This is a genomic window from Chryseobacterium amylolyticum (genome assembly GCF_051011775.1).
GTDB lineage: Bacteria > Bacteroidota > Bacteroidia > Flavobacteriales > Weeksellaceae > Chryseobacterium.
Window position 1 is genome coordinate 413,795 of record NZ_JBPCHX010000002.1, and the last position, 21,073, is coordinate 434,867.

The 21,073-nt window shown below is 37.6% G+C and carries 17 protein-coding genes; 8 read left to right on the plus strand and 9 right to left on the minus strand.

Translation table 11 applies throughout. The annotated features are described in order from the left end of the window. Nucleotides 1-1,318: 1,318 nt before the first annotated feature. Nucleotides 1,319-2,224: an AraC family transcriptional regulator gene (locus ACR1PO_RS07015; protein ID WP_332385401.1), complete on the minus strand. Its 906-nt coding sequence runs from the start codon at nucleotides 2,222-2,224 to the stop codon at nucleotides 1,319-1,321. Nucleotides 2,225-2,347: 123 nt separating this feature from the next. Here ACR1PO_RS07015 and ACR1PO_RS07020 point away from each other — a divergent pair, with 123 nt between their 5' ends. The 3 genes from ACR1PO_RS07020 to ACR1PO_RS07030 are packed head-to-tail and all read left to right on the plus strand — an operon-like array spanning nucleotide 2,348 to nucleotide 7,527. Further along, nucleotides 2,348-3,577, plus strand: a complete 1,230-nt coding sequence (locus tag ACR1PO_RS07020; protein WP_433986296.1) for an MFS transporter — start codon at nucleotides 2,348-2,350, stop codon at nucleotides 3,575-3,577. A 2-nt stretch (nucleotides 3,578-3,579) separates the two neighbouring features. Then, nucleotides 3,580-5,061: a trehalase family glycosidase gene (locus ACR1PO_RS07025; RefSeq protein ID WP_433986297.1), complete on the plus strand. Its 1,482-nt coding sequence runs from the start codon at nucleotides 3,580-3,582 to the stop codon at nucleotides 5,059-5,061. Nucleotides 5,062-5,085: 24 nt separating this feature from the next. Further along, nucleotides 5,086-7,527 carry a TonB-dependent receptor gene (locus ACR1PO_RS07030; protein ID WP_433986298.1) on the plus strand — a complete coding sequence of 814 codons (2,442 nt, stop codon included), beginning with the start codon at nucleotides 5,086-5,088 and terminating at the stop codon, nucleotides 7,525-7,527. 123 nt (nucleotides 7,528-7,650) lie between these two features. On the opposite strand, the gene ACR1PO_RS07035 is transcribed toward ACR1PO_RS07030, so the two are convergent. Continuing rightward, complete coding sequence (locus tag ACR1PO_RS07035) at nucleotides 7,651-8,289, minus strand: MBL fold metallo-hydrolase (RefSeq protein ID WP_332385404.1); 639 nt, start codon at nucleotides 8,287-8,289, stop codon at nucleotides 7,651-7,653. Between the two features lie 70 nt (nucleotides 8,290-8,359). On the opposite strand from ACR1PO_RS07035, the gene ACR1PO_RS07040 reads away from it, so the two are divergent. Both ACR1PO_RS07040 and ACR1PO_RS07045 read left to right on the plus strand, forming a co-directional pair. Next, nucleotides 8,360-9,580 (plus strand): type IX secretion system plug protein, encoded by a 1,221-nt coding sequence (locus tag ACR1PO_RS07040; RefSeq protein WP_433986299.1) that lies wholly within the window; start codon nucleotides 8,360-8,362, stop codon nucleotides 9,578-9,580. Nucleotides 9,581-9,940: 360 nt separating this feature from the next. Next, entirely contained in the window at nucleotides 9,941-11,896 is a 1,956-nt protein-coding gene (locus tag ACR1PO_RS07045; protein ID WP_332385405.1) for a M4 family metallopeptidase, read from the plus strand. Nucleotides 11,897-11,976: 80 nt separating this feature from the next. On the opposite strand, the gene hemH is transcribed toward ACR1PO_RS07045, so the two are convergent. From hemH to ACR1PO_RS07060, 3 genes are read right to left on the minus strand one after another with little or no spacing between them, the layout of a single operon-like run. Then, a complete protein-coding gene (gene hemH, locus ACR1PO_RS07050) occupies nucleotides 11,977-13,005 on the minus strand; it encodes a ferrochelatase (protein ID WP_433986300.1) in 1,029 nt (342 codons plus the stop codon). A 15-nt stretch (nucleotides 13,006-13,020) separates the two neighbouring features. After that, complete coding sequence (locus ACR1PO_RS07055; protein ID WP_433986301.1) at nucleotides 13,021-13,548, minus strand: NADPH-dependent FMN reductase; 528 nt, start codon at nucleotides 13,546-13,548, stop codon at nucleotides 13,021-13,023. Between the two features lie 12 nt (nucleotides 13,549-13,560). After that, entirely contained in the window at nucleotides 13,561-14,439 is an 879-nt protein-coding gene (locus tag ACR1PO_RS07060; protein WP_433986302.1) for a NifU family protein, read from the minus strand. A 165-nt stretch (nucleotides 14,440-14,604) separates the two neighbouring features. Here ACR1PO_RS07060 and ACR1PO_RS07065 point away from each other — a divergent pair, with 165 nt between their 5' ends. Then, on the plus strand, nucleotides 14,605-15,141 hold the full coding sequence (locus ACR1PO_RS07065; protein ID WP_332385408.1) for a gamma carbonic anhydrase family protein: 537 nt from the start codon (nucleotides 14,605-14,607) through the stop codon (nucleotides 15,139-15,141). 148 nt (nucleotides 15,142-15,289) lie between these two features. Here ACR1PO_RS07065 and ACR1PO_RS07070 read toward each other — a convergent pair whose 3' ends face one another. Further along, the gene (locus ACR1PO_RS07070) at nucleotides 15,290-15,742 is read right to left on the minus strand and encodes a hypothetical protein (RefSeq protein WP_433986303.1); all 453 of its coding nucleotides are present in this window, start codon (nucleotides 15,740-15,742) and stop codon (nucleotides 15,290-15,292) included. Nucleotides 15,743-15,824: 82 nt separating this feature from the next. Between ACR1PO_RS07070 and ACR1PO_RS07075 the strand changes: the two genes are divergently transcribed. Next, the gene (locus tag ACR1PO_RS07075) at nucleotides 15,825-17,951 is read left to right on the plus strand and encodes a helix-turn-helix domain-containing protein (protein WP_433986304.1); all 2,127 of its coding nucleotides are present in this window, start codon (nucleotides 15,825-15,827) and stop codon (nucleotides 17,949-17,951) included. Between the two features lie 32 nt (nucleotides 17,952-17,983). Here the strand turns inward: ACR1PO_RS07075 and ACR1PO_RS07080 are convergent, their stop codons facing one another. The 3 genes from ACR1PO_RS07080 to ACR1PO_RS07090 form a co-directional block, all read right to left on the minus strand. Then, nucleotides 17,984-18,832, minus strand: a complete 849-nt coding sequence (locus tag ACR1PO_RS07080; protein ID WP_433986305.1) for a M12 family metallopeptidase — start codon at nucleotides 18,830-18,832, stop codon at nucleotides 17,984-17,986. Nucleotides 18,833-18,991: 159 nt separating this feature from the next. Further along, entirely contained in the window at nucleotides 18,992-19,213 is a 222-nt protein-coding gene (locus tag ACR1PO_RS07085; RefSeq protein ID WP_433986306.1) for a hypothetical protein, read from the minus strand. 209 nt (nucleotides 19,214-19,422) lie between these two features. Continuing rightward, on the minus strand, nucleotides 19,423-19,878 hold the full coding sequence (locus ACR1PO_RS07090; protein WP_433986307.1) for a hypothetical protein: 456 nt from the start codon (nucleotides 19,876-19,878) through the stop codon (nucleotides 19,423-19,425). A 185-nt stretch (nucleotides 19,879-20,063) separates the two neighbouring features. Here ACR1PO_RS07090 and ACR1PO_RS07095 point away from each other — a divergent pair, with 185 nt between their 5' ends. Next, nucleotides 20,064-21,068 carry an LLM class flavin-dependent oxidoreductase gene (locus tag ACR1PO_RS07095; RefSeq protein WP_433986308.1) on the plus strand — a complete coding sequence of 335 codons (1,005 nt, stop codon included), beginning with the start codon at nucleotides 20,064-20,066 and terminating at the stop codon, nucleotides 21,066-21,068. The last annotated feature ends 5 nt before the right edge of the window (nucleotides 21,069-21,073 follow it).

Sequence of the window (21,073 nt, forward strand, 5' to 3'; positions counted from 1 at the left end):
TTTAATTGGAAGCCTGGATTCCTACGGAATGGACAAGTACGAGAGCATGATCTATTCATCCACTTTTGTCACTCCGCAGGAGTCTCAGCATAGTTTGTCTTATTATAAGTTACTGCAAAATTACATATGAGAAAGCCTGGATTCCTACGGAATGGACAAGTACGAGAGCATGATCTATTCATCCACTTTTGTCACTCCGCAGGAGTCTCAGCATAGTTTGTCTTATTATAAGTTACTGCAAAATTACGTATGAGGAAGCCTGGATTCCTACGGAATGACAAGTACGAAAGCATGATCTATTCATCCACTTTTGTCACACCGCAGGAGTCTCAGCATAGTTTGTCTTATTATAAGCTACTGCAAAATTACGTATGAGAAAGCCTGGATTCCTACGGAATGACAAGTACGAGAGCATGATCTATTCATCCACTTTTGTCACACCGCAGGAGTCTCAGCATAGTTTGTCTTATTATAAGCTACTGCAAAATTACGTATGAGAAAGCCTGGATTTCTACGGAATGACAAGTACGAAAGCATGATCTATTCATCCACTTTTGTCACACCGCAGGAGTCTCAGCATAGTTTGTCTTATTATAAGCTACTGCAAAATTACATATGAGAAAGCCTGGATTCCTACGGAATGGACAAGTACGAGAGCATGATTTATTCATCCACTTTTGTCACTCCGCAGGAGTCTCAGCATAGTTTGTCTTATTATAAGTTACTGCAAAATTACGTATGAGAAAGCCTGGATTCCTACGGAATGGCAAGTACGAGAGCATGATCTATTCATCCACTTTTGTCACTCCACAGGAGTCTCAGCATAGTTTGTCTTATTATAAGTTACTGCAGAATTACATTTGAGAAAGCCTGGATTCCTACGGAATGGACAAGTACGAGAGCATGATCTATTCATTCACTTTTGTCACACCGCAGGAGTCTCAGCATAGTTTGTTTTTATTATAAGTTACTGCAAAATTACGTATGAGGAAGCCTGGATTTCTACGGAATGACAAGTACGAAAGCATGATCTATTCATCCACTTTTGTCACACCGCAGGAGTCTCAGCATAGTTTGTCTTATTATAAGTTACTGCAGAATTACATTTGAGAAAGCCTGTATTTCTACGGAATGACAAGTACAACATTTAGTATAGCCACACACACTTTGTCACACCGCAGGAGTCTCAGCATAGTTTGTCTTATTATAAGCTACTGCAAAATTACGTATGAGAAAGCTTAGATTTCTACGGAATGACAAGTACGAAAGCATGATCTATTCATCCACTTTTGTCACACCGCAGGAGTCTCAGCAAAAATTAAAAACTTACCTTAATTTTAGCCTCTTTTTCAACCTTCAGATCCACATTCACTTTATTATGTGTATAATTCTTAATAAACTCCGAAGGTGTTTTTCCTGTATATTTTTTAAACATCCTGTTAAAGTATGTTACATTATTAAAACCACATTGATAGCTGCATTCTGAAATAGATCTGTCCTGTACCATCAGCAGACATGCCTTATTGATTCTGTATCTGTTTACAAACTCTGTAAAAGTGATCTGCGTCGCTTTTTTGAAAAAATTACAGAAAGCCGGCAGTGTGAGATTAGCCAGTTTTGCAACATCTTCAATATCAATTTCCTTGTCATAATGATGTTCTACATAAGTGAAGATATTTTCGAGGCGGGCTTTATTTTTGGAAATAATCGTGTAAGGCATAATTTCTTTATTCAGTAGATCATAATCTTCACATTTCGAAAGTTCAAAAAGAATTTCCAAAAGCAATAAATATCTTTTATAACCTTCTGATTCCAGCATAAGCTTCAATTTTGGGAGCATTATTTTTTTTACTTTATGGTGAAAATGAATCCCGTATTTTGAAAGTTCCAGAAGATTTTTGATGGATCTGGCTTCTACTTCCTGCTGGGGAAACTGAAGGATTTCTTCCTTAAACTGAAGGACAATTTCTTCATGAGGGTCAATGGAGTTCAGTCCGAATCCTGAGTGGGGGATATTAGACCCGATTAACACAAGATCTCCATTTGTGTAATTACTTTTATGGTAGCCGACGTGGCGGGTTCCGCTCCCGGAAATGACACATACCAGCTCAATTTCGGGATGGTAATGATATTCCCATTTGAACTCTGAGATAGGGGAATTATTATGAATAGTGCGGAACGAACTCTTTTCATTAGGAATCACCCTTTCAAAAGTAACTTTCATTTAATTAATCATATTTAATTCTTAAAAATACTAATTATATTAATATAGTTCAAATATTGATTTACTGTGTTAAATTATCGTTAACACAAATGCTTCTATCTTAGCCGACAAGAAGTAACCTGAATGAAAAATATTAAGATCAAGGCCGTTTTATTTTTAAATTATTTTGTCTTTGCCATTCTTCTGAATTCTGTAGGAACTGTGATCCTGCAGGTACAGCAGAATTTTGGAATTTCAAAATCCTCGGCCAGTGTTCTGGAAGGCTTTAAAGATCTTCCGATTGCCATATGTTCATTCATTCTTGCTTCATTTCTTCCTAAAATAGGAATCCGGAAATCAATGCTGATTGCCTTGCTGCTGGTAAGCTGTATGTGTTTTGTAATGCCGTTTACCAATGCATTCTGGGTATTCAAACTATTATTTGCCATCGTAGGTATTTCATTTGCCCTGATCAAAATATCGGTTTTTACTTCTATTGGATTGGTAACTGAAACAGATAAGGAACATTCCAGTTTTATGGGATTTCTGGAAGGGTTTTTCATGATTGGAGTATTGGCAGGGAATGTTTTATTCAGCTTATACATTGACGATCACAATCCGGAATCTACACGATGGCTGAATGTATATTGGGTTCTCGGAGGACTTTCCAGCCTGTCTTTTTTATTCCTTTTCTTTTCAAAATTGGATGAGAAAGAAGCGAAAAGTGAGAAAACAGATCTGTTGGGAGATTTAAGAAACAGTGCAAGTCTGTTCAGTTATAAAAAAGTGCTGTGCTTTTTATTATGCGCTTTCCTTTTTGTACTGGTAGAGCAGAGTTTTCAAACCTGGACGCCTACTTTTTATAAAGAGATTTTAAAAGTGCCAACCTCCATGAGTATTCAGGCGGGAGCAGTTTTGGCAGGTGCTTTTGCACTGGGTAGATTCTTGTCGGGGTTTTTCTCCAAGAAATTCAGCTGGATCTATGTGGTTTCTTTTTGTGTGACAGGTTTTGCCATTAGTTTGCTTCTGGTTCTGCCGTTAACTCACAATATTCATATAGATACCGATACAAGTTGGCTGAATGCCCCATTGGTTGTGTATTTATTTCCTTTAATGGGAGGTTTGCTGGCACCAATTTATCCGAGTATTAATTCTGTAATTCTGGCATCTATTCCCAAGTATCTGCACAGTGCCATGTCAGGGTTAATTGTTGTGTTCTCAGCAATCGGAGGAACTATAGGTTCCATCATTACCGGTTTTGTGTTTCAGGAATTCAGCGGGCAGCGGGCATTTTATCTGTCCTTGATTCCATTGTCATTACTGATCACTTCAGCGGTTTTCATGAATAAATTAAAAATTAATCCTAAAAAATAGCAATGAGTAATCAACTTTATATAAACGATATTCAAAACCTTTTTGATGACGTGCAGCGATCTGAAATTTTTGAAGATCAGAAAATGATGACGGATGCGGTTCCCCTATTTCCTGTTTCAAAGATCAATGAAGATTATGAAAAAACGAAAAACAGTCCCGGTTTTGATCTGAAGGATTTTGTAATGGTTCATTTTGATTTCTTAGGGGCCAGAGTTTCTGTTCAGAGGGAAGATCACCTTCCGATTGCGGATCATATTGAAAAATTATGGGATGAACTGACCCGAACGGCATATGAGGAAAAAGGAACACTGTTAAAATTACCGAAACCTTATATTGTCCCGGGTGGCCGTTTTAATGAGTTTTTCTATTGGGACAGTTATTTTATTATGCTTGGATTACAAGCTTCCGGCAGGATAGAAATGATGGAAAATATTATTGAGAACTGCTCTTATCTTATTCAGAATGTAGGATTTGTTCCCAATGCAAGCAGAACTCATTTCCTGAGCAGATCACAGCCTCCTTATTTTTCATTAATGCTGGATCTTCTTTTTGAAACAACTCATGACCAGGAAATTTATACAAAATATTATAACACTCTTGAAAGGGAATATGCTTTCTGGATGAATGGGGAAGAAGGACTTGAAAACAATTCCAGTATAAAAAGAGTAGTAAAAACAGCAGACGGAGATATTCTTAACCGGTATTACGATGCAGAAAATGCACCACGTCCTGAAAGCTACCTGATCGATATTGAAGATCATGAAAAAACAACAGGAGCTGAATTTTACAGAAACATAAGAAGCGCCTGTGAGTCAGGCTGGGATTTTTCCAGCAGATGGTTCGCAGACGGACAAAATATACAGACGATAGAAACGCTGAACCTTGCACAGATTGATCTGAACTGCCTTTTGTGGCATCTGGAAATGTCCCTGGCAAAAGCTTCAGCACTTCAAAATCTGACAGAAAAAGAAAATTATTTTACTGAAAGAGCAGCAGGCCGAAGACAGATGATCAATCAATATTTCTGGGATGAAAACGCTAAGATTTACAAAGATTATCACACTAAAAAAAACACAAAAACACCGTCTGAACATATTGCTGCTCTTTACCCTTTATTCCTTGGTATTGCAGATCAGAAGCAGGCAGAAGCAGTTGCTGAAGCTATAGCTGAGAAATTTCTTTATCCGGGAGGACTTGTGACGACCACAAAAAAATCAGGACAGCAATGGGATCTTCCCAATGCATGGGCTCCTTATCAATGGCTGGGCTTTAAGGCAATGAAAAATTACGGCTTTGATGAGCTGGCAGAAAAAATTAAGACTAACTGGTGTTCCAACGTAGAAAGAGTCTACCAGAATACCGGGAAACTAATGGAAAAATACAATGCATTAGATACGGAAACAATAGCAGGCGGCGGGGAATACCCCAATCAGGATGGATTCGGCTGGACGAATGGAGTGTATTTACAATTACAACAAAACTGAAACTAACTATAAAAAAATAAGGCTATGAAAAAAAAATCAATCTTTTTAATCGCCGCAACAGCTACGTTATATTTTAATAATGCTTATGCCCAGGAAACTCCGCAGGATTCTGCAAAAGTTTCTTCCATCGATCAGATTGTCATCACAGGAAACTCAAATCCTAAGAAAAAAATAGAATCCAGTACAGCGATTTCCACATTCAGTTCCAAAGAAATTCAGAAGCAAAACCCGATCAGTGCAGCTGCTTTATTACAAAGGGTTCCCGGATTTGCTGTGGAAACATCGGGAGGTGAAGTCGGTAACAACCTTTTTGCAAGAGGTATTCCTTCCGCTGGAGCCTATGAATTTGTACAGGTACAGGAAGATGGTCTTGCCGTTTTTGAAGACGGCGCGCTTCAGTTTGCCAATGCGGATAATTTTTTCCGTGTAGATAATTCCGTAAGCCGTATGGAAGCTTTAAGAGGAGGTTCAGGATCCATTTTTGCAACCAATTCCCCCGGCGGTCTGATCAATTTTATTACAAAAGAAGGAACCAATGATTTCAGAGGTACGGCAAAACTGGAAACCAGTACCTACGGATTAATGCGTACTGATGTGAATGTAGGCGGAGCATTGGTTCAGGATAAATTATTCTTCAATGTCGGCGGCTTTTACAGAACAGACGACGGTATCAGAAAAACAGGCTTCAAAGCCAATAATGGAGGGCAGATCAGAATGAACCTGAAATATGTTTTTGATAAAGGCTATGTAAAAGTATATTATAAAAAACTGGATGACAGAAATACATTTTTCCTTCCCATTCCTTTGATCCAGAACGGAAATAAACTGAAGGGATTCCAGGGATTTGATCCTAATTATGGAACCTACAGTTATAGAGCCATCAGCCAGCTGAACATTCCGCAGGCCGGAGGCGGTTTTTTTAACAGAAATCTTGAAGACGGAATTCATCCGAAAGTTGATGTTGTAGGTGCTGAATTTAAATATGACCTTGGGAATAATTTCAGTGTTTTAAACAAGACAAGGTATACGGATATCAATATGAACTATACCGGGATTTTTCCGGCGGGAGGTCCTAAGCAGGCTTCTAAATATGCAACAGATCAGGTAAAAGACGGCGGACTTGGTATGAGTGACTATCAGTACTCCCTGGTGAGCAACGGAGCCGTTGTAAATCCTGAGTTTGTACAAAAATTAGGATTCTGGGCGATTGATAAGCAGATGAATAACTTTGTGAATGATCTGCAGTTCAATTATAAATTCGATAAAGGAAACGTTACAGCAGGGTTTTACAAATCCAATTGGAAATCCCAGCAGTACTGGAACTGGAGCAATATTCTGACAACAGCTACAGACAGACCTGAACTTCTGAATCTGGTAAACCCGTCTCTTAGTCCATCTGATGATGGATACTCTAAAACTTATAACGGAGTGATGGATATGACATTTTTGCAAAGAAGAACCCAGACCCAGGGAAGTTTGAATGACCTTTATGTAAACTTAGACTATAACATTACAGATGCTTTAAGTGTGAATGGAGGCCTTCGTTACAGCCATGATTATTATAAAGGAAATTTTGCCAATACAACGGCTTCCAACCTGAATAATTCCGGGTTAACAACAGATGGAACTCATGGTTTCAATACCACTACAGCTGATGATAATATGAGTGTATTAGGAAACAAATATACCTATTGGAATTATAATATAGATAAAGTTTCCTTCACATTGGCAGCCAATTATAAGATCAACAGGGAGAATGCAGTGTATGCCCGTTTTTCCAATGGATTCAGATCTCCGAATGAGGAAGCGTACTACAACTATTTTTCCAATCCGACACCGGATAAACCTTTAAAATCGGTAACAACCAATCAGCTGGAAGTAGGATACAAATATTACTCGCGTACTTTTGATGTGGCAGTGATTCCGTTTTATTCTACATTAAAGAACCTGTCATTTACCGATATTTTCTCTGATGGGAAATCTGAAAATACTTTTGCCAATACACAAAACTATGGAGTTGAGGTGGAAGGATATGCCCGCTTATTCAATAATATTTTAGAACTTACTTTCAACGGAACCATTCAAAGTCCAAAATATAAAAACCTTGAAGCAGGAAGTGTTCTGGAAGGTAATGTAGTAAGAAGAATGCCGAAATTTTATTTCAATATTTCACCGGCAGTGAATATCACAAAAGAATGGAGAGCTTATGTAAGCATGAATTACTATGGAAAACGTTTCCAGGATGAGAAGAATGTACAGACATTGCCTTCTTTCACAGAATTTGGAGCAGGAATGTCTTATCAGCTGGGAAAAATACGTTTTGCAGTGGACGGTACCAATATTTTCAATACAATTGGTATCACAGAAGGAGATCCGAGAGCAGGATCACCAAACGGAGACGGAATCATCATGGCCAGACCTATTATGGGGGCTGCTGCCAGAGCATCAATCACTTTGGATTTCTAAACTCTGTTTCTTTATAACAACAAAACCGTCGGAATTTCTGACGGTTTTGTATTTTTATATTCTCCGGTATTAAGTATCAGGCCTAAGTTAGATTCCGGGTATTTACAGAACCTTCTCAAATGCTTACTTCAAAAACGGATTATACTGTTTCTCAAACCCGATTGAAGTAGGATTTCCATGTCCTGAGAAAACCTGGGTATCATTATCTAAAATAAAAAGTTTCGATTTGATCCCTTCAATCAGCTGATCATAATTTCCTTTATACAGATCTGTTCTTCCTATGCTGCCTTCAAAAAGTACATCACCGGAGATCATGAATTTCTGGCCTTCATGATGATATACTACGCTTCCCGGAGAATGTCCCGGAACATGATATATTTTAAACTTTTCACCATCCAGGTCAAGTTCGTCTCCCTCTTTAATATATTCGATATCTACTTTTACAGGATCTACCTTCATCCCGAATCTCACACCGCTTGCCTGAAGCATATCCAGTACTTCCTGATCTTCCTGATGCATATTCACAGGGACCTTGAAGGTGTCAAATGCCCATTGAAGCCCGAAGACATGGTCAATATGAGCATGTGTCAAAAGAATTTTCTGAATCTTCAGTCCTTTCTCAGTAATGAAATTATCAATAGCCTGAGTTTCCTGAGCATTCATATTTCCCGGATCTATTAACCAGGCATTTTTATTTTCGTTATAGATGATGTAAGTATTTTCGCTCGCAAAGTTGAAAACGAAACCTTGAATCTGAAGCATATCTGAATATTTTTTATTCAAAAATACGATATTATTAAGAAAATGGCTATTTTTCGCTATCTTCGTCATAATGAAAACTTTGCGAATACTCTTACTTTCTTTAAGCGGACTGGTTTTTGGGCAGAATATCCAAAGTATCCAGCTGTTCAATCCCCAGACCAATGACGAAACTCCTGTTATTAAAATAGGGGAACAATTGGTTCTTGGTTTTGATGATCTTACCAACGGCAGTCAGATCTACCGGTATACCTTCAAACATTATGACAGAAACTGGAATGAAGATAACCTGTTTTTTACAGAGTTTGCCGCCGGAAGCATGAATGCGCTTCTGGATCAGTTTCAGTATTCTTTCAACACACTACAGGCTTATACCCACTACAAACTGGTTTTTCCCAATGATAAGATCCAGCTGAAGGTGTCAGGGAATTATGAACTGATCGTTTATAAAGATTCCGCAGACCAGCCTCTTTTCAAAAAAAGGTTTTATCTGGTAGAAGATGTAACATCTGTGGGGCTAAATATTTCGAGATTTTCAGATGCAAAAAATCCCAACGTTAACCAGAGGGTAGAAGTGAATGTTTCTCCGAAAGGAGGGGATATTTCTTCCAACGTCAATTCAATCACGATGAATGTGATGCAGAATAACAACCCGAATATGGTGATTTCTAACCTTAAGCCGAGCAGCGTTTTAGGAAATCAGATACTTTTCCAGCAGATGAATCTCGTTTTTCCGGGAGACAATGAGTTTTATTATTTCGATAATAAAAATATGAACATGGCAGCGGATATGGTGCGCGCCACGGAAATAAAAGATGATGTCAACCAGACCTATCTTCATCCTGTATGGGCATTTCCTTTGAATTATCAATACCAGCCTGACGTAAATGGAGCATGGTATTACAGAAGAAATGACCTGGGAAGAGAAAGAGATGCGGAAAGAGAAGCTGACTATTCATGGGTACATTTCTATCTGGATTCTGATCCTGTGGACAAAGAGATTTATGTTTTGGGAGGATTTAATAATTATAAGCCAACTAAGGAAAATCAGATGCAGTACGATTCTGCTACGAAGCAGTATGTGGCTAGAATATTCCTGAAACAAGGTTTCTATAATTATGTACTCGCAACGAAAGAGGCAAATGGCTCTTTGAACTTTGGTGAAGTTAATGGTAATTTCTGGCAGACGGAGAACCTTTATCAGGCATTTCTGTACTATGCGCCTTTCGGAAGAAATTACGATGGCCTTATGGGATATGGTGAATTCAGAACCCCGATTGCCAATAAACGATAAATGATCTGATATAATCATTATAAAAATTATACATATAAATGGGGCTGTCTCTTGAGATGGCCCTTATTTTTTGTCCGTATTAAAACAATTAATCTTGTAAACCTTAGATTGAGCCTTATTTTTTTAATTATAATGCACTGCATAGTGAAAAAAATAATTCACAAAATTTTGATTTTAATTAAATTTTTTAACATAAAATTTATATTGTTGAAAAATTATATTTAAATAATTTTCTTTGTTTTAAAATCATTATTGTGTTTTATTTATTGATTTATAATATCAATTGAATTTTATTCATTGTTTTTATTGTTTTATTGTGAAAAGTTTATAAATTCGTCATCACAATCAACCATTATTAATATGAAAACGAAATTTATCTTAGTGGCAAGCGTTGCTGCCTGCTCTTTTGTTTTTGGACAAAACACACCATCACAATTAACTCCGGGTAAAAGCGGTTTACATGCCGAATTTATGAGATTTGAAAAAAATGCGCCGGCATTCCAGGGAAGTCCGGTTTTATTTGATGAAGCCTCTCAGCGACTTTCTCCCGGACAAGGCCGTAAATTAAGCTCAGAAAAAGACGCATTAGGTTTTGAAATTCAAAGGTTTCAACAGACTGTAAATAATATTCCGGTAGAATACGGAATGATGGCTGTACAGACAAAAGACGGAAAAATTGTAGGTCAATCCGGGAAATGGGTTATGAAAGTTCCCAAAGGACTTGACAAAAACGCCAGCCTTGCTGAGAATGTAGCATTACAAAGTGCTTTATCATTTGTAGGGGCAGAATCCTATAAGTGGAAAAACAAAGAAGAGGAGGATTTTCTTAAAAAAGAAACCGGAGACCCTAATGCAAGTTTTGCTCCAAAAGGTGAATTGGTATATTATTCAGATCCTGATGATGACAAGCTGAACGATTTAAGGCTGGCATATAAATTTGATATCTATGCCGAAAAGCCATTAAGCAGACAATATGTTTTTGTAGATGCTAAAAACGGAAAAGTACTGGGAGTAGATGCTATTATTCATGAAGTGAACAGCCCGGGAACAGCTGTTACAGGATACAGCGGAACCCGTAGTATAACCACAGACTCTTATAACGGAAGCTACCGTTTAAGAGAAACAGGAAGAAATGCCGGAACAGCTGTGGAAACTTATAACCTGAGAAAAGGAACCAGCTATTCTTCTGCTGTAGACTTTACAGATACGGACAATAACTGGAATAATGTCAATACCAATAAGGATCAATATGCTACAGATGCCCATTGGGGTGCAGAAATGACAGTAGATTATTTTTATTCAAAATACGGACGTAAGAGTATTGATAATAATAATTTCGCTATTAAATCTTATGTGCATTATTCCACCAACTACTTTAATGCATTTTGGGATGGCTCCAGAATGACTTATGGTGACGGAAGCTCTACGACAAACGGTGGAAAACCTTTAACAGCACTGGATGTCTGCGGTCATGAAATCACGCACGGCTTAACTTCCAAAACAGCTAATCTTGCTTATCAGAGAGAATCAGGAGCTTTAAATGAAGGGTTCTCAGATATTTTCGGAAATACAATTGAGCGCTGGGCAAGACCTACACAGGCAAGCTGGACACTTGGAGAAGATTTCAATTATGTGATCAGAAATATGGCTAATCCCAATGCTTACAGCCAGCCGGATACCTATATGGGAACTTACTGGAAAACAACCACCACTTCAGGTTGTGTAACGCCGAGCCAATCTAATGATTATTGTGGGGTACATACCAATTCAGGAGTACTTAATTTCTGGTATTATCTGTTAGTAACAGGAGGATCAGGCACCAACGATAAAGGATTTGCTTATAATGTTTCCGGAATCGGACTGGATAAGGCAGGTGCTATTGCCTACAGAACACTGACAACTTACCTGACTTCTTCTTCTACATATGCGAATGCAAGAACCTATTCTCTTCAGGCAGCAGCAGATCTGTACGGTGCCGGAAGCAATGAAGTAACACAGGTTACCAATGCATGGAATGCTGTAGGGGTAGGAGGTGGAACTTCTCCTGCCGGATTGGTAGCATCAACTTCAAACCTTTCAGCTTATACCATCAGCCCGAATCCGGCAACTGACAGATTCACTGTAAATTTTGAAGGTAAAGCAGGAAAAGGAATTGTAGAGTTGGTGAGCCTTACAGGTAAGAAAGAACTTTCTGAAAAAGTTGAAATCACTGATGGAGTGAATAAACTTAACATCCAGTTACCATCCAGCATTCTTCCGGGAGTATACATTGTAACCGTAAACGGTCAGAAAGCAGGAAACCTGATTAAAAAGTAACACCAAATAAATTTTAATATATTCAACAAAAAGGCCGCAAGTTAATCCTTGCGGTCTTTTGTATATTTAAAACAGATAAATTAAACCAAATAGAAATCGTTCAGTTTTTCTTCACAAAGGATTTTTACCACTTCAATCCAGCGGTCTTCATCATTCAGACATGGGATGTAGTGGAAGTTTTCACCGCCTCCGTGCAGGAACTGTTCTTTACCTTCTACAGAAATTTCTTCCAACGTCTCAAGACAGTCGGAAACGAAAGCCGGGCAGACAATGGCCAGATTTTTTATTCCTTTTTTACCAATAGTTTCAAGTGTTTCATCCGTATAAGGCTCAATCCACTTGTCCTTTCCTAACCTTGACTGGAAGGAAACAATGGTTTTTTCCTTAGGTAAATTCAGTTTATCGATGACAAGCTGTGTCGTTTTATAACATTGGTGGCGGTAGCAGAACTGATGACTTGGATTATCCTCCCGGGAACAACAGTCATTAAGGTTACAGGTTCTGGTAGGATCTGTCTTATAAATATGCCTTTCCGGAACACCATGGTAAGAGAACTGAAGGGCATCAAAATTTTCTGGAAGTTTCTCTTTAATACTCTCTGCAAGACAATTGATATAAATATCCCTGTTGTAGAAAGGCTGAATATAATTGATCTTCACCTGTGGGAACTTCTTTTTTCTGACTTCCTCAGCTTTTTCAATTACAGTCTCCGTTGTGCTCATCGCATATTGAGGATATAGAGGAAAAAGAACAATTTCAGTGATTCCCTGATCCACCAGTTTCTGAATACCGGTTTCAATACTTGGTTCTGCATACCTCATCCCGATTTCCACCGGAACATCTACTATTTTCTGCAGTTTTTTCTGAATCTGCTCAGTAATGACAATCAGTGGTGAACCCTGATCTGTCCAGACCGTCTTATAGGCTTCTGCAGATTTCGCAGGTCTTGTTTTCAGGATAATTCCCTGTACAAGCAGCGCACGAAAGATCCAGCGATAGTCAATCACTCTTTCGTCCATCAAAAATTCATCAAGATATTCCTTTACGTCGTTTACAGAAGTTGATCTCGGTGATCCGAGGTTGACCAGTAAAATTCCTTTCTTATTCAATATTCTAATTTTTAATTATGAAACAGACATTGTAAAATCTGTTACTAATTCAGCTACTTTAGCAAAGGTATTACTTTCCAGTAAGCCATTGCTGTCAAATCTGCCTTTTATCCCTTTTATTAATACCTGATGTTTATCATCTGTTACAGCGCCCAGCGTTTTTAAAATCAGCAACAGCTCTTCATGTCCTTTCTCCCCACTGGCAGAAGCAGTGATTACTGCTGTCGGTTTTTCAGAAAAAACTGTTGTGGAAACACACCACTCCAATAGATTTTTTAATCTTCCGGGGATGCTGAAAATATATTCCGGTGTGGAAAATATGACTCCAGCTGAATTTTTAATAGCTTCTCTGATCTCCAGAACTTCTTCAGGGGTATGATCATCTGTTAATGCTGTATCAAAATGGGGAAGAAGAGAAAGGTTATCATATATCCGGAAATCTGCATCATTCGTTTTTTCCAGTACCTGCTGCATCAGCTTCAGGTTGCCTGAATTTTCAGAAGCACTTCCTATAATGATAACAATTTTCTTTTCAGGAGGCATTTTTTAACTGTTTTATCCGTTTACAGCTTCTACTTTTTCTACCAGGTCCGGAACGAATTGTTTTAAAATGTTTTCAATTCCGTTTTTCAAAGTAGCTGTAGAGCTTGGGCATCCTGAACATGCACCTTGCAGAAGCATTTTTGCCGTTTTATTCTCCTGGTCATATTCCATCAGGGAAATCTTTCCACCGTCATTTTCTACGGCAGGAGCTACATATTCATTTAAGATATCAGAGATTTTCTGTTCATCTTCAGTATAATCTCTGTTGATGATTTTTTCAACAGGATTTTCATGTTTCTGAGGTTCTATTTTTGAAATCTCACCTCCGTTTTGAAGATATTCGGCGATAAGAGCACGAACAGTCATCATTACCTGATGCCATTCCACAGAATTATCTCTGGTAACGGCTACAAAGTTGTCAGAAATGAAAACTTCCGTTGCAAAATCAAATTCTTTAAAAATAGCCTGAGCCAAAGGAACTTCTTCTGCAGCATCTTTCGATTTTACTTCCACAAAACCGTCCATCAGTAATTTGCTTGAAACAAACTTCATTACATTGGGATTCGGAGTCATTTCAGCATAAATCTGGTACATTTCTTTTTTCTTCTGAAGATAAATTCTCGGGTTAGCCAGTAATTCATCTTCAATTACATTTTTCAGACTTTCAGCAACATGTTCCCACTCCACAGTATCCTGCTTTGCCACAGCAACAAAATTAGCCGTAATGAAAATTCTTTCCACAAACGGATAATTGAAAAGTTCCTGTGCCAATGGAATTTCTGATATATCTGAATTTCTGTCCAGCTCTAAAGAACCCGGGATGAGATTGTAATCTGCTACAAATTTCATCACTTTTGGGTTTTCAGTTGGTTCTATAAGTATGGTACGCATTTTTTCGTTAAATTTGAGATACAAAAATACGCATTAGAAGTCAGAAGCTGAAGACAGAGAGTTAGATTTTTGCTATCGCTGTAATTTAGAAGTTAGATACCTGAAATTATATGGCATATATCACATTCTCAAATCGGCTTATTTTCAAATTTTCAAATTAATATTATGGCACTTATAAAAGCACTTTTAGGAAAAGCACCACAGATCGGGGAGAATACATTTTTAGCAGAAACGGCAACCATTATTGGAGATGTTACCATGGGAAAAGACTGCAGTATCTGGTATAATGCAGTGATCAGGGGAGATGTTAATTATATCAGAATGGGAGACAAGGTGAACGTCCAGGATAATGCGATGCTCCATTGTACCTATCAGAAATATCCTCTGAATATCGGAAATAACGTCTCTATAGGACACAACGCGATTGTGCATGGATGTACTATTAAAGATAATGTACTGATCGGGATGGGAGCTATTGTAATGGATGATTGCCTGGTAGAAGAAAATTCTATCGTAGGAGCAGGTTCTGTAGTTACTCAGGGAACCCACATTAAATCCGGAGAAGTCTGGGGCGGAGTTCCTGCAAAGAAAATCAAAGATATCAATGCACAGTTACTGGAAGGAGAGGTAAACAGAATTGCGGATAATTATGTCAAATACTCTTCATGGTATAAGGAAAACGTGAAAGATCATCAATTCTAGTTAAATGTCAATCCGCTGCGCTTGTCAATTTTTTTTGGCTACAAACTTCACTATTCACTTGCGAGCAAAAATTCACGATTAACAAATAGAAAAGCTCCGTCCCCGGGACAGAGCTTTTTCGATTTGATATAGAACCTTTGCTTTATTGTCAGTTTGGGTCAGGCGTGATAAGCCTTATCTTGCCATTGATACATTTTAGGGATGTAGGAGGCATAACCATCATACAGTCTGACACAATATTATACTTTTCATTAAAAGCTCTCACTTTATCCGTATACTCATTGACCCTCGGCAGGAAAGTCTCTTCTATTTTCTTTGGATAGGCTATGTATTGCTGAGGCCCGCCGCAGGATTTTGAACCCATAGGAGTAAATGCCCATTCACCGGCATCCGTACATTTTTCACCTGATACCTCAGATTCAATAGAAGCTTTTAATTTATCCAGCTGGGCCTGTTCATATTTCTGACTGTCTTCGTCAGCGGGTCTGTCTGCGATATCGACAGGAAGATTGGTATTGGCATTTTTTGATGTAGTACAGGAAACCAAAGTTAATGTAGTACATAATACTATTGCCGGGATATGAAAGAATAATTTTTTCACAATAAACTTTTTTCTTTTTAAGAATTTTCAAAACTTATGCCAAGGTAAGAAAATCAAATTCATTTCCGTATTTTTGACAACGATGAACAATCATTTTTTTGACTTAATAGAATACACCAACAGAAGTGTTTTTCTGACCGGGAAAGCCGGAACGGGGAAGACAACATTTCTTAATGATTTTGTGAGACGTACCAAGAAAAAGCATATTGTGGTAGCTCCTACAGGTATTGCTGCCATTAATGCGGGAGGAGTAACGATCCACTCTATGTTTGGACTGCCGTTGAGAACCTTTCTTCCTACTACAGAGAGGATAGATACCAGCTTGGCCAATAATATTGCCGATCTGATGCCTCATTTCAAATATCGTAAAGATAAGCTTAAGCTTCTGAGAGAGGTTGAAATCATCATTATCGATGAGGTTTCGATGTTGAGGGCTGACGTTCTGGATATGATGGATTTCTCTTTGCGGTTTATCAGAAGGAATAATCAGAGGTTTGGAGGGGTGCAGATGCTTTTTATCGGGGATTTGTATCAGCTTCCGCCGGTGGTGAGGGATGAGCATATTTTGAAAATGTATTACAATTCACCTTTCTTTTTTGACAGTCATGCCATTAAAGAAATCCCCATTGTTACCATTGAGCTGACAAAAGTATACAGACAGTCTGATGAAGAATTTCTGGAAATCCTGAATGCGATCCGTGACGGAGATGTGGATAATATCGATTTTGACCATCTTAATGAAAGGTATGATCCTGACTTTGATATGGGAAAAGAATCTTACGTTTATTTGTGTTCTCACAATAAAATGGCAGATGAGATCAACCAGGAAAAATTAGCTGAGATAAAAGTAGATCCTCAGGTTTATGAAGCTAAGCTTGTAGGTGATTTTAAAGAGAACCAGTTTCCGAACGACCAGTTTTTAGAACTGAAAATCGGGGCTCAGATCATGTTTATCCGGAATGATATTTCCGGTGAGAAAAAATATTTTAACGGAAAACTGGGGGAGATTATCGGGTTGGATGAAAATGAAATCCGGGTAGTATTGGATGAAAGTGAAAGAGAAATTGTTGTAAAAAGAGAAACCTGGGAACAGAAAAAATATTTCCTTGATACAGATAAAAATATCAAGGAAGAAGTATTGGGAAGTTTTGAGCAGTTTCCAATTAAGCTCGCATGGGCTGTCACAATTCATAAAAGCCAGGGGTTGACATTTGACAAAGTAATTATTGATGCCGGAAAAAGTTTCACGGCAGGTCAGGTGTATGTGGCTTTATCCCGCTGCAGAACCCTGGAAGGAATTGTTTTAAAGTCAAAAATTACCCCTGAAGTTATTTTTAAGGATAACCGGATTTTACACTTCCATACCGATACGATTGCCAATGATCATGTAGAAGCCATCCTTAATCAGGAAAAATATGATTACAGCATCAGAAAAGTGCTGCGTACCCTGGATTGTACATGGTTTTTGAAAGAAGTGGAAGAGTGGAACAACCTTTCCATTGTCACGAAAAATATTGATCATGTTAAAACCAAACAGCTTTACCTCCAGTTAAAACATGAAGCGGTGAACCTTGGGAAAATATTTGAAAAGCTGGAAAGAATCATTTTCCAGAAAGTCAATAATTTTATTGAACAGAAAGAAGAGTGGTCGGAAATTGAAAGCAAATCAAAAGGCGCAGTTAATTTCTTTTTTACAGAGACCAGAAATAAAATATTCGATCCTTTGAAGGAATTTTATGCTGAGATAAAAGGAGCAAAAGGATTAAAACAATACAACGAAGAATTCAAAAGCTGGCTGGAAGACATTGAAGAATATCTGAATAGCTTAAGAGAAATTCATCTTCTTGAAACGAAACTTTTAGATGAAAAAAATGATAAGGAGATCAATCTGAAAATTGCTAAAGTCCCTTCTCAGGTTTTAACCTTCCAGTTGTTTGAACAGGGGAAAACCATCGGAGAAATTGCATTGGAAAGAGGTTTGGTGAAGGAGACCGTTATCGGCCACCTGGCTAAATTTGCAGAGCAGGGATTACTGGATATCTCCAGAGTCATCACTTCAGATAAAATCAAAGCTTTTGAAGATGAGTTTTACAAGAATCCGCATGAAACATTGACCGAGTGGAAAAACGCACTGCCCAATCATTTTGAATTTAACGAAATCCGGATTTTAATTAATCATTATAATTATAAAAAAGAAAAGAACTCGTAAGAGTTCTTTTTTTTGATATGAATTTTTGAAAACTAAGGATACATCGCATTGATGGTATTGATGTCTCCGGTAGTAAATCCCGTTCTGTTATAAGTAAAATTGCTGTTGTCAGCTCTGGTAATCGTCGGCAGTCCGTTTTTAGAGTACGAAGTGGGCCAGTACATCATCACCGAATTGATATTAAAAGGACCAATATCCGTTCCGGAACTGTAGATATTAAAATTATAAGCCTGCCCGTTCTGGATGTTGTTCCACAGGATTTTTACATACTGATCCCTGTCTTTACGTGTATGCTCATGATAAAGACCTACCGTATGCCCCATTTCATGAATAACTGATCCTACAGAAATATATTGATCCAGAGAAATGGTTTGTTTTCCACCCTGATATCCGATATGAGCCCAGCCATCAGATCCTGATGAGCTTCCGAATATAAACTCTACATAATTAGACTGGTTGGTACGGTAAATCCATTGAGTATTGGTTTTAGTATTATACTCATTAATTGCAGTATTGATTTTGTTTACGTTGATAGAGCCCATATTGCTGGCAATCGTGTAGTAAATCTTACCGTTTGGCCACCTTGAATAACTGGCGCCGCCTTTATTAAGTTCACTGCCTCCGGATAACTGTTTGTCGGTAAGAACAATATCTCCCTGGAAAAAATTCATTCCGTTTTTTCTTTCATAGGTAATTTCCTGGCCGTTCAATCGCCCTTTTTTAATGTTTTCGGTATTGAAAGCATTGGTTTGTGCTTCAGAAGTAATTTCCTCATTATTTTTACTGCAAGATGTGAATGCTGCAGCAATAAATAAGATCAAAACAATAGTTTTTCCCGTCCACGATTTCTGATGGAACGGGATTTTAATTTTCTGGTTCATATTAATTAAGATTTGGTACACGAATATAATTAATATTTCTCTTTTTATTGAATTATTTTTGTTAAAATATACTTATTCGTATTATTTGTTTAAAAACCATTTAAACAAAACCCTGTAAAATAAAAAAGGTTCTGAAAATACTCAAAACCCTTTTTATTCTTATTCGTTTAACATATCTTGATTGACTCTGTAACCAACGATTTTTATGTCTCCATCTTTATTCTTTTCTAAAGTAAAAGATTCTTCTGTTTTCTTAGTTCCCCTTTTTACATTGTACAGGAAGAAATATTGACTTCGGGCATTGCTTCCCTTCACTACCATTGTTTCCCATTTGGCAAGATTGTATTCTTCAACAGGACCAATCTCATTGACTGTATTCATCAGTTTTACGAGCTTTTCTTTATCAGTCACCTCAAAAAACTTCTCACCAAACAACTTATAAATATCCTCCGGGTTTTTTCCATAACGTAATTCCCAATAAAATTTTATTGGAATTTTTTCACCATCTTTTTTGTCGGATTCTCTGTCCTTATAGAATTGATTAAAAGAGCAGCTCAGAATGAGAAAAGAAGTAAATATATATTTTTCATTTAAATTTTAGTGTCTAAGATTAATTTTCTACGATTGTTGTCATAAAATGTAGCATGATAACTTTCATCTCTGAATTCAGTTTCTGTATTTTCTATTTCATTAAATAAGCTTTTGTCTATCCGGGAAAATTCAACAATTTCAAAATACTTTTCATCAATATAGTTGAAGTCTACCAGCTTTAGATAGTCATTAATAGAGTTTTTATCGATCATAATTTTTCCACCACCAAACTGATGTCTGTTCTGACCATTTTTCTTAACGCCGGACACCCAATATTCTTCTCCCGTTTCTATATCAAAATGATTAGCGTTGACTCCTGGCCTTTTGAGTTTTTTGAGTGCCTTGTTATCGAAATAAACAGTTTGCCCTGATTTTGAGAATTCCACAAAACCAATCCATGCCGGCCCGTGATGTCCGAGGGATTTGTTTTCGATATACATTATTTTTGTTTTCATGTCATTAAATAACATCGCAATTTACCCAAAATCTTATATATAAAATCAAACAAAAAAGAATTTTATTCCAATAGTTTTTCCCTGAACTGATCAATTGTTTTTATTAATTACAAAAAGTAACTAATGCAGTTTTTATGTTTTAAATTTGTCTGGTTTTTTGAGACCAATGAAAAATTAACCTCAATATGAAAAATTTTGAAATTTCTGTTTTGGATCTTGCACCGGTAAAGCAGGGAAAAAGCATTCACGATACTTTTCAGGACAGCTTATCATTAGCTAATCACGCTGAAAATTTAAATTATAAAAGATTCTGGCTGGCGGAACATCACAATATGGAAAGTATTGCCAGTTCAGCAACCTCTGTTTTAATAGGTTTCATTGCCAATGGGACAAAAACAATCAGAGTGGGTTCAGGAGGAATTATGCTTCCCAACCACAGCTCGCTCATCATAGCAGAACAATTCGGTACACTGGAATCATTGTTTCCCGGAAGAATTGATCTTGGGTTAGGAAGAGCTCCGGGAACAGATGGCTTAACGGCGCAGGCTTTGGGAAGAAATCCAGCCATCATCAATGAGCAGTTTCCAAGACAGATTCTTGAGCTTCAAAGATATTTCTCCAAAGAAAATTCGGATGCAATGGTTCGTGCAATTCCCGGCGAGGGACTGGATATTCCATTGTATATTCTGGGATCAAGTACGGACAGCGCATGGCTGGCTGCAGAACTTGGCCTGCCTTATGCATTTGCAGGACATTTTGCTCCGGAGCAGATGGAAATGGCTTTTAAAATATACAGAGAGCATTTTGAACCGTCAAAATATCTGGATAAGCCTTATATTATTGCCTGTGTAAATGGAGTAGCAGCGGAAACTTCAGAAGAAGCCCATAAAATTTCCACTACTTTATTCCAGGCATTTATCAATATTGTAAGAAACGACAGGAAACCATTTGCCCCGCCGGTAGATGATATGGACGAAATCTGGTCACCAATGGAAAAATCAATGGTTTTACAGAAACTGAGATATACGTTTATTGGAGATCAGGCAGAAATTCAGGAAAAACTTAAAGATTTCCAGGAAAGGTTTGAAGTAGATGAAATGATGATCAATTCACATATCTATGACCATCAGAAAAGAGTAAGATCTTATGAGATTTTCAGAGCGGCAGCAGACTCTCTGTCCAAAGCGTAATAAAC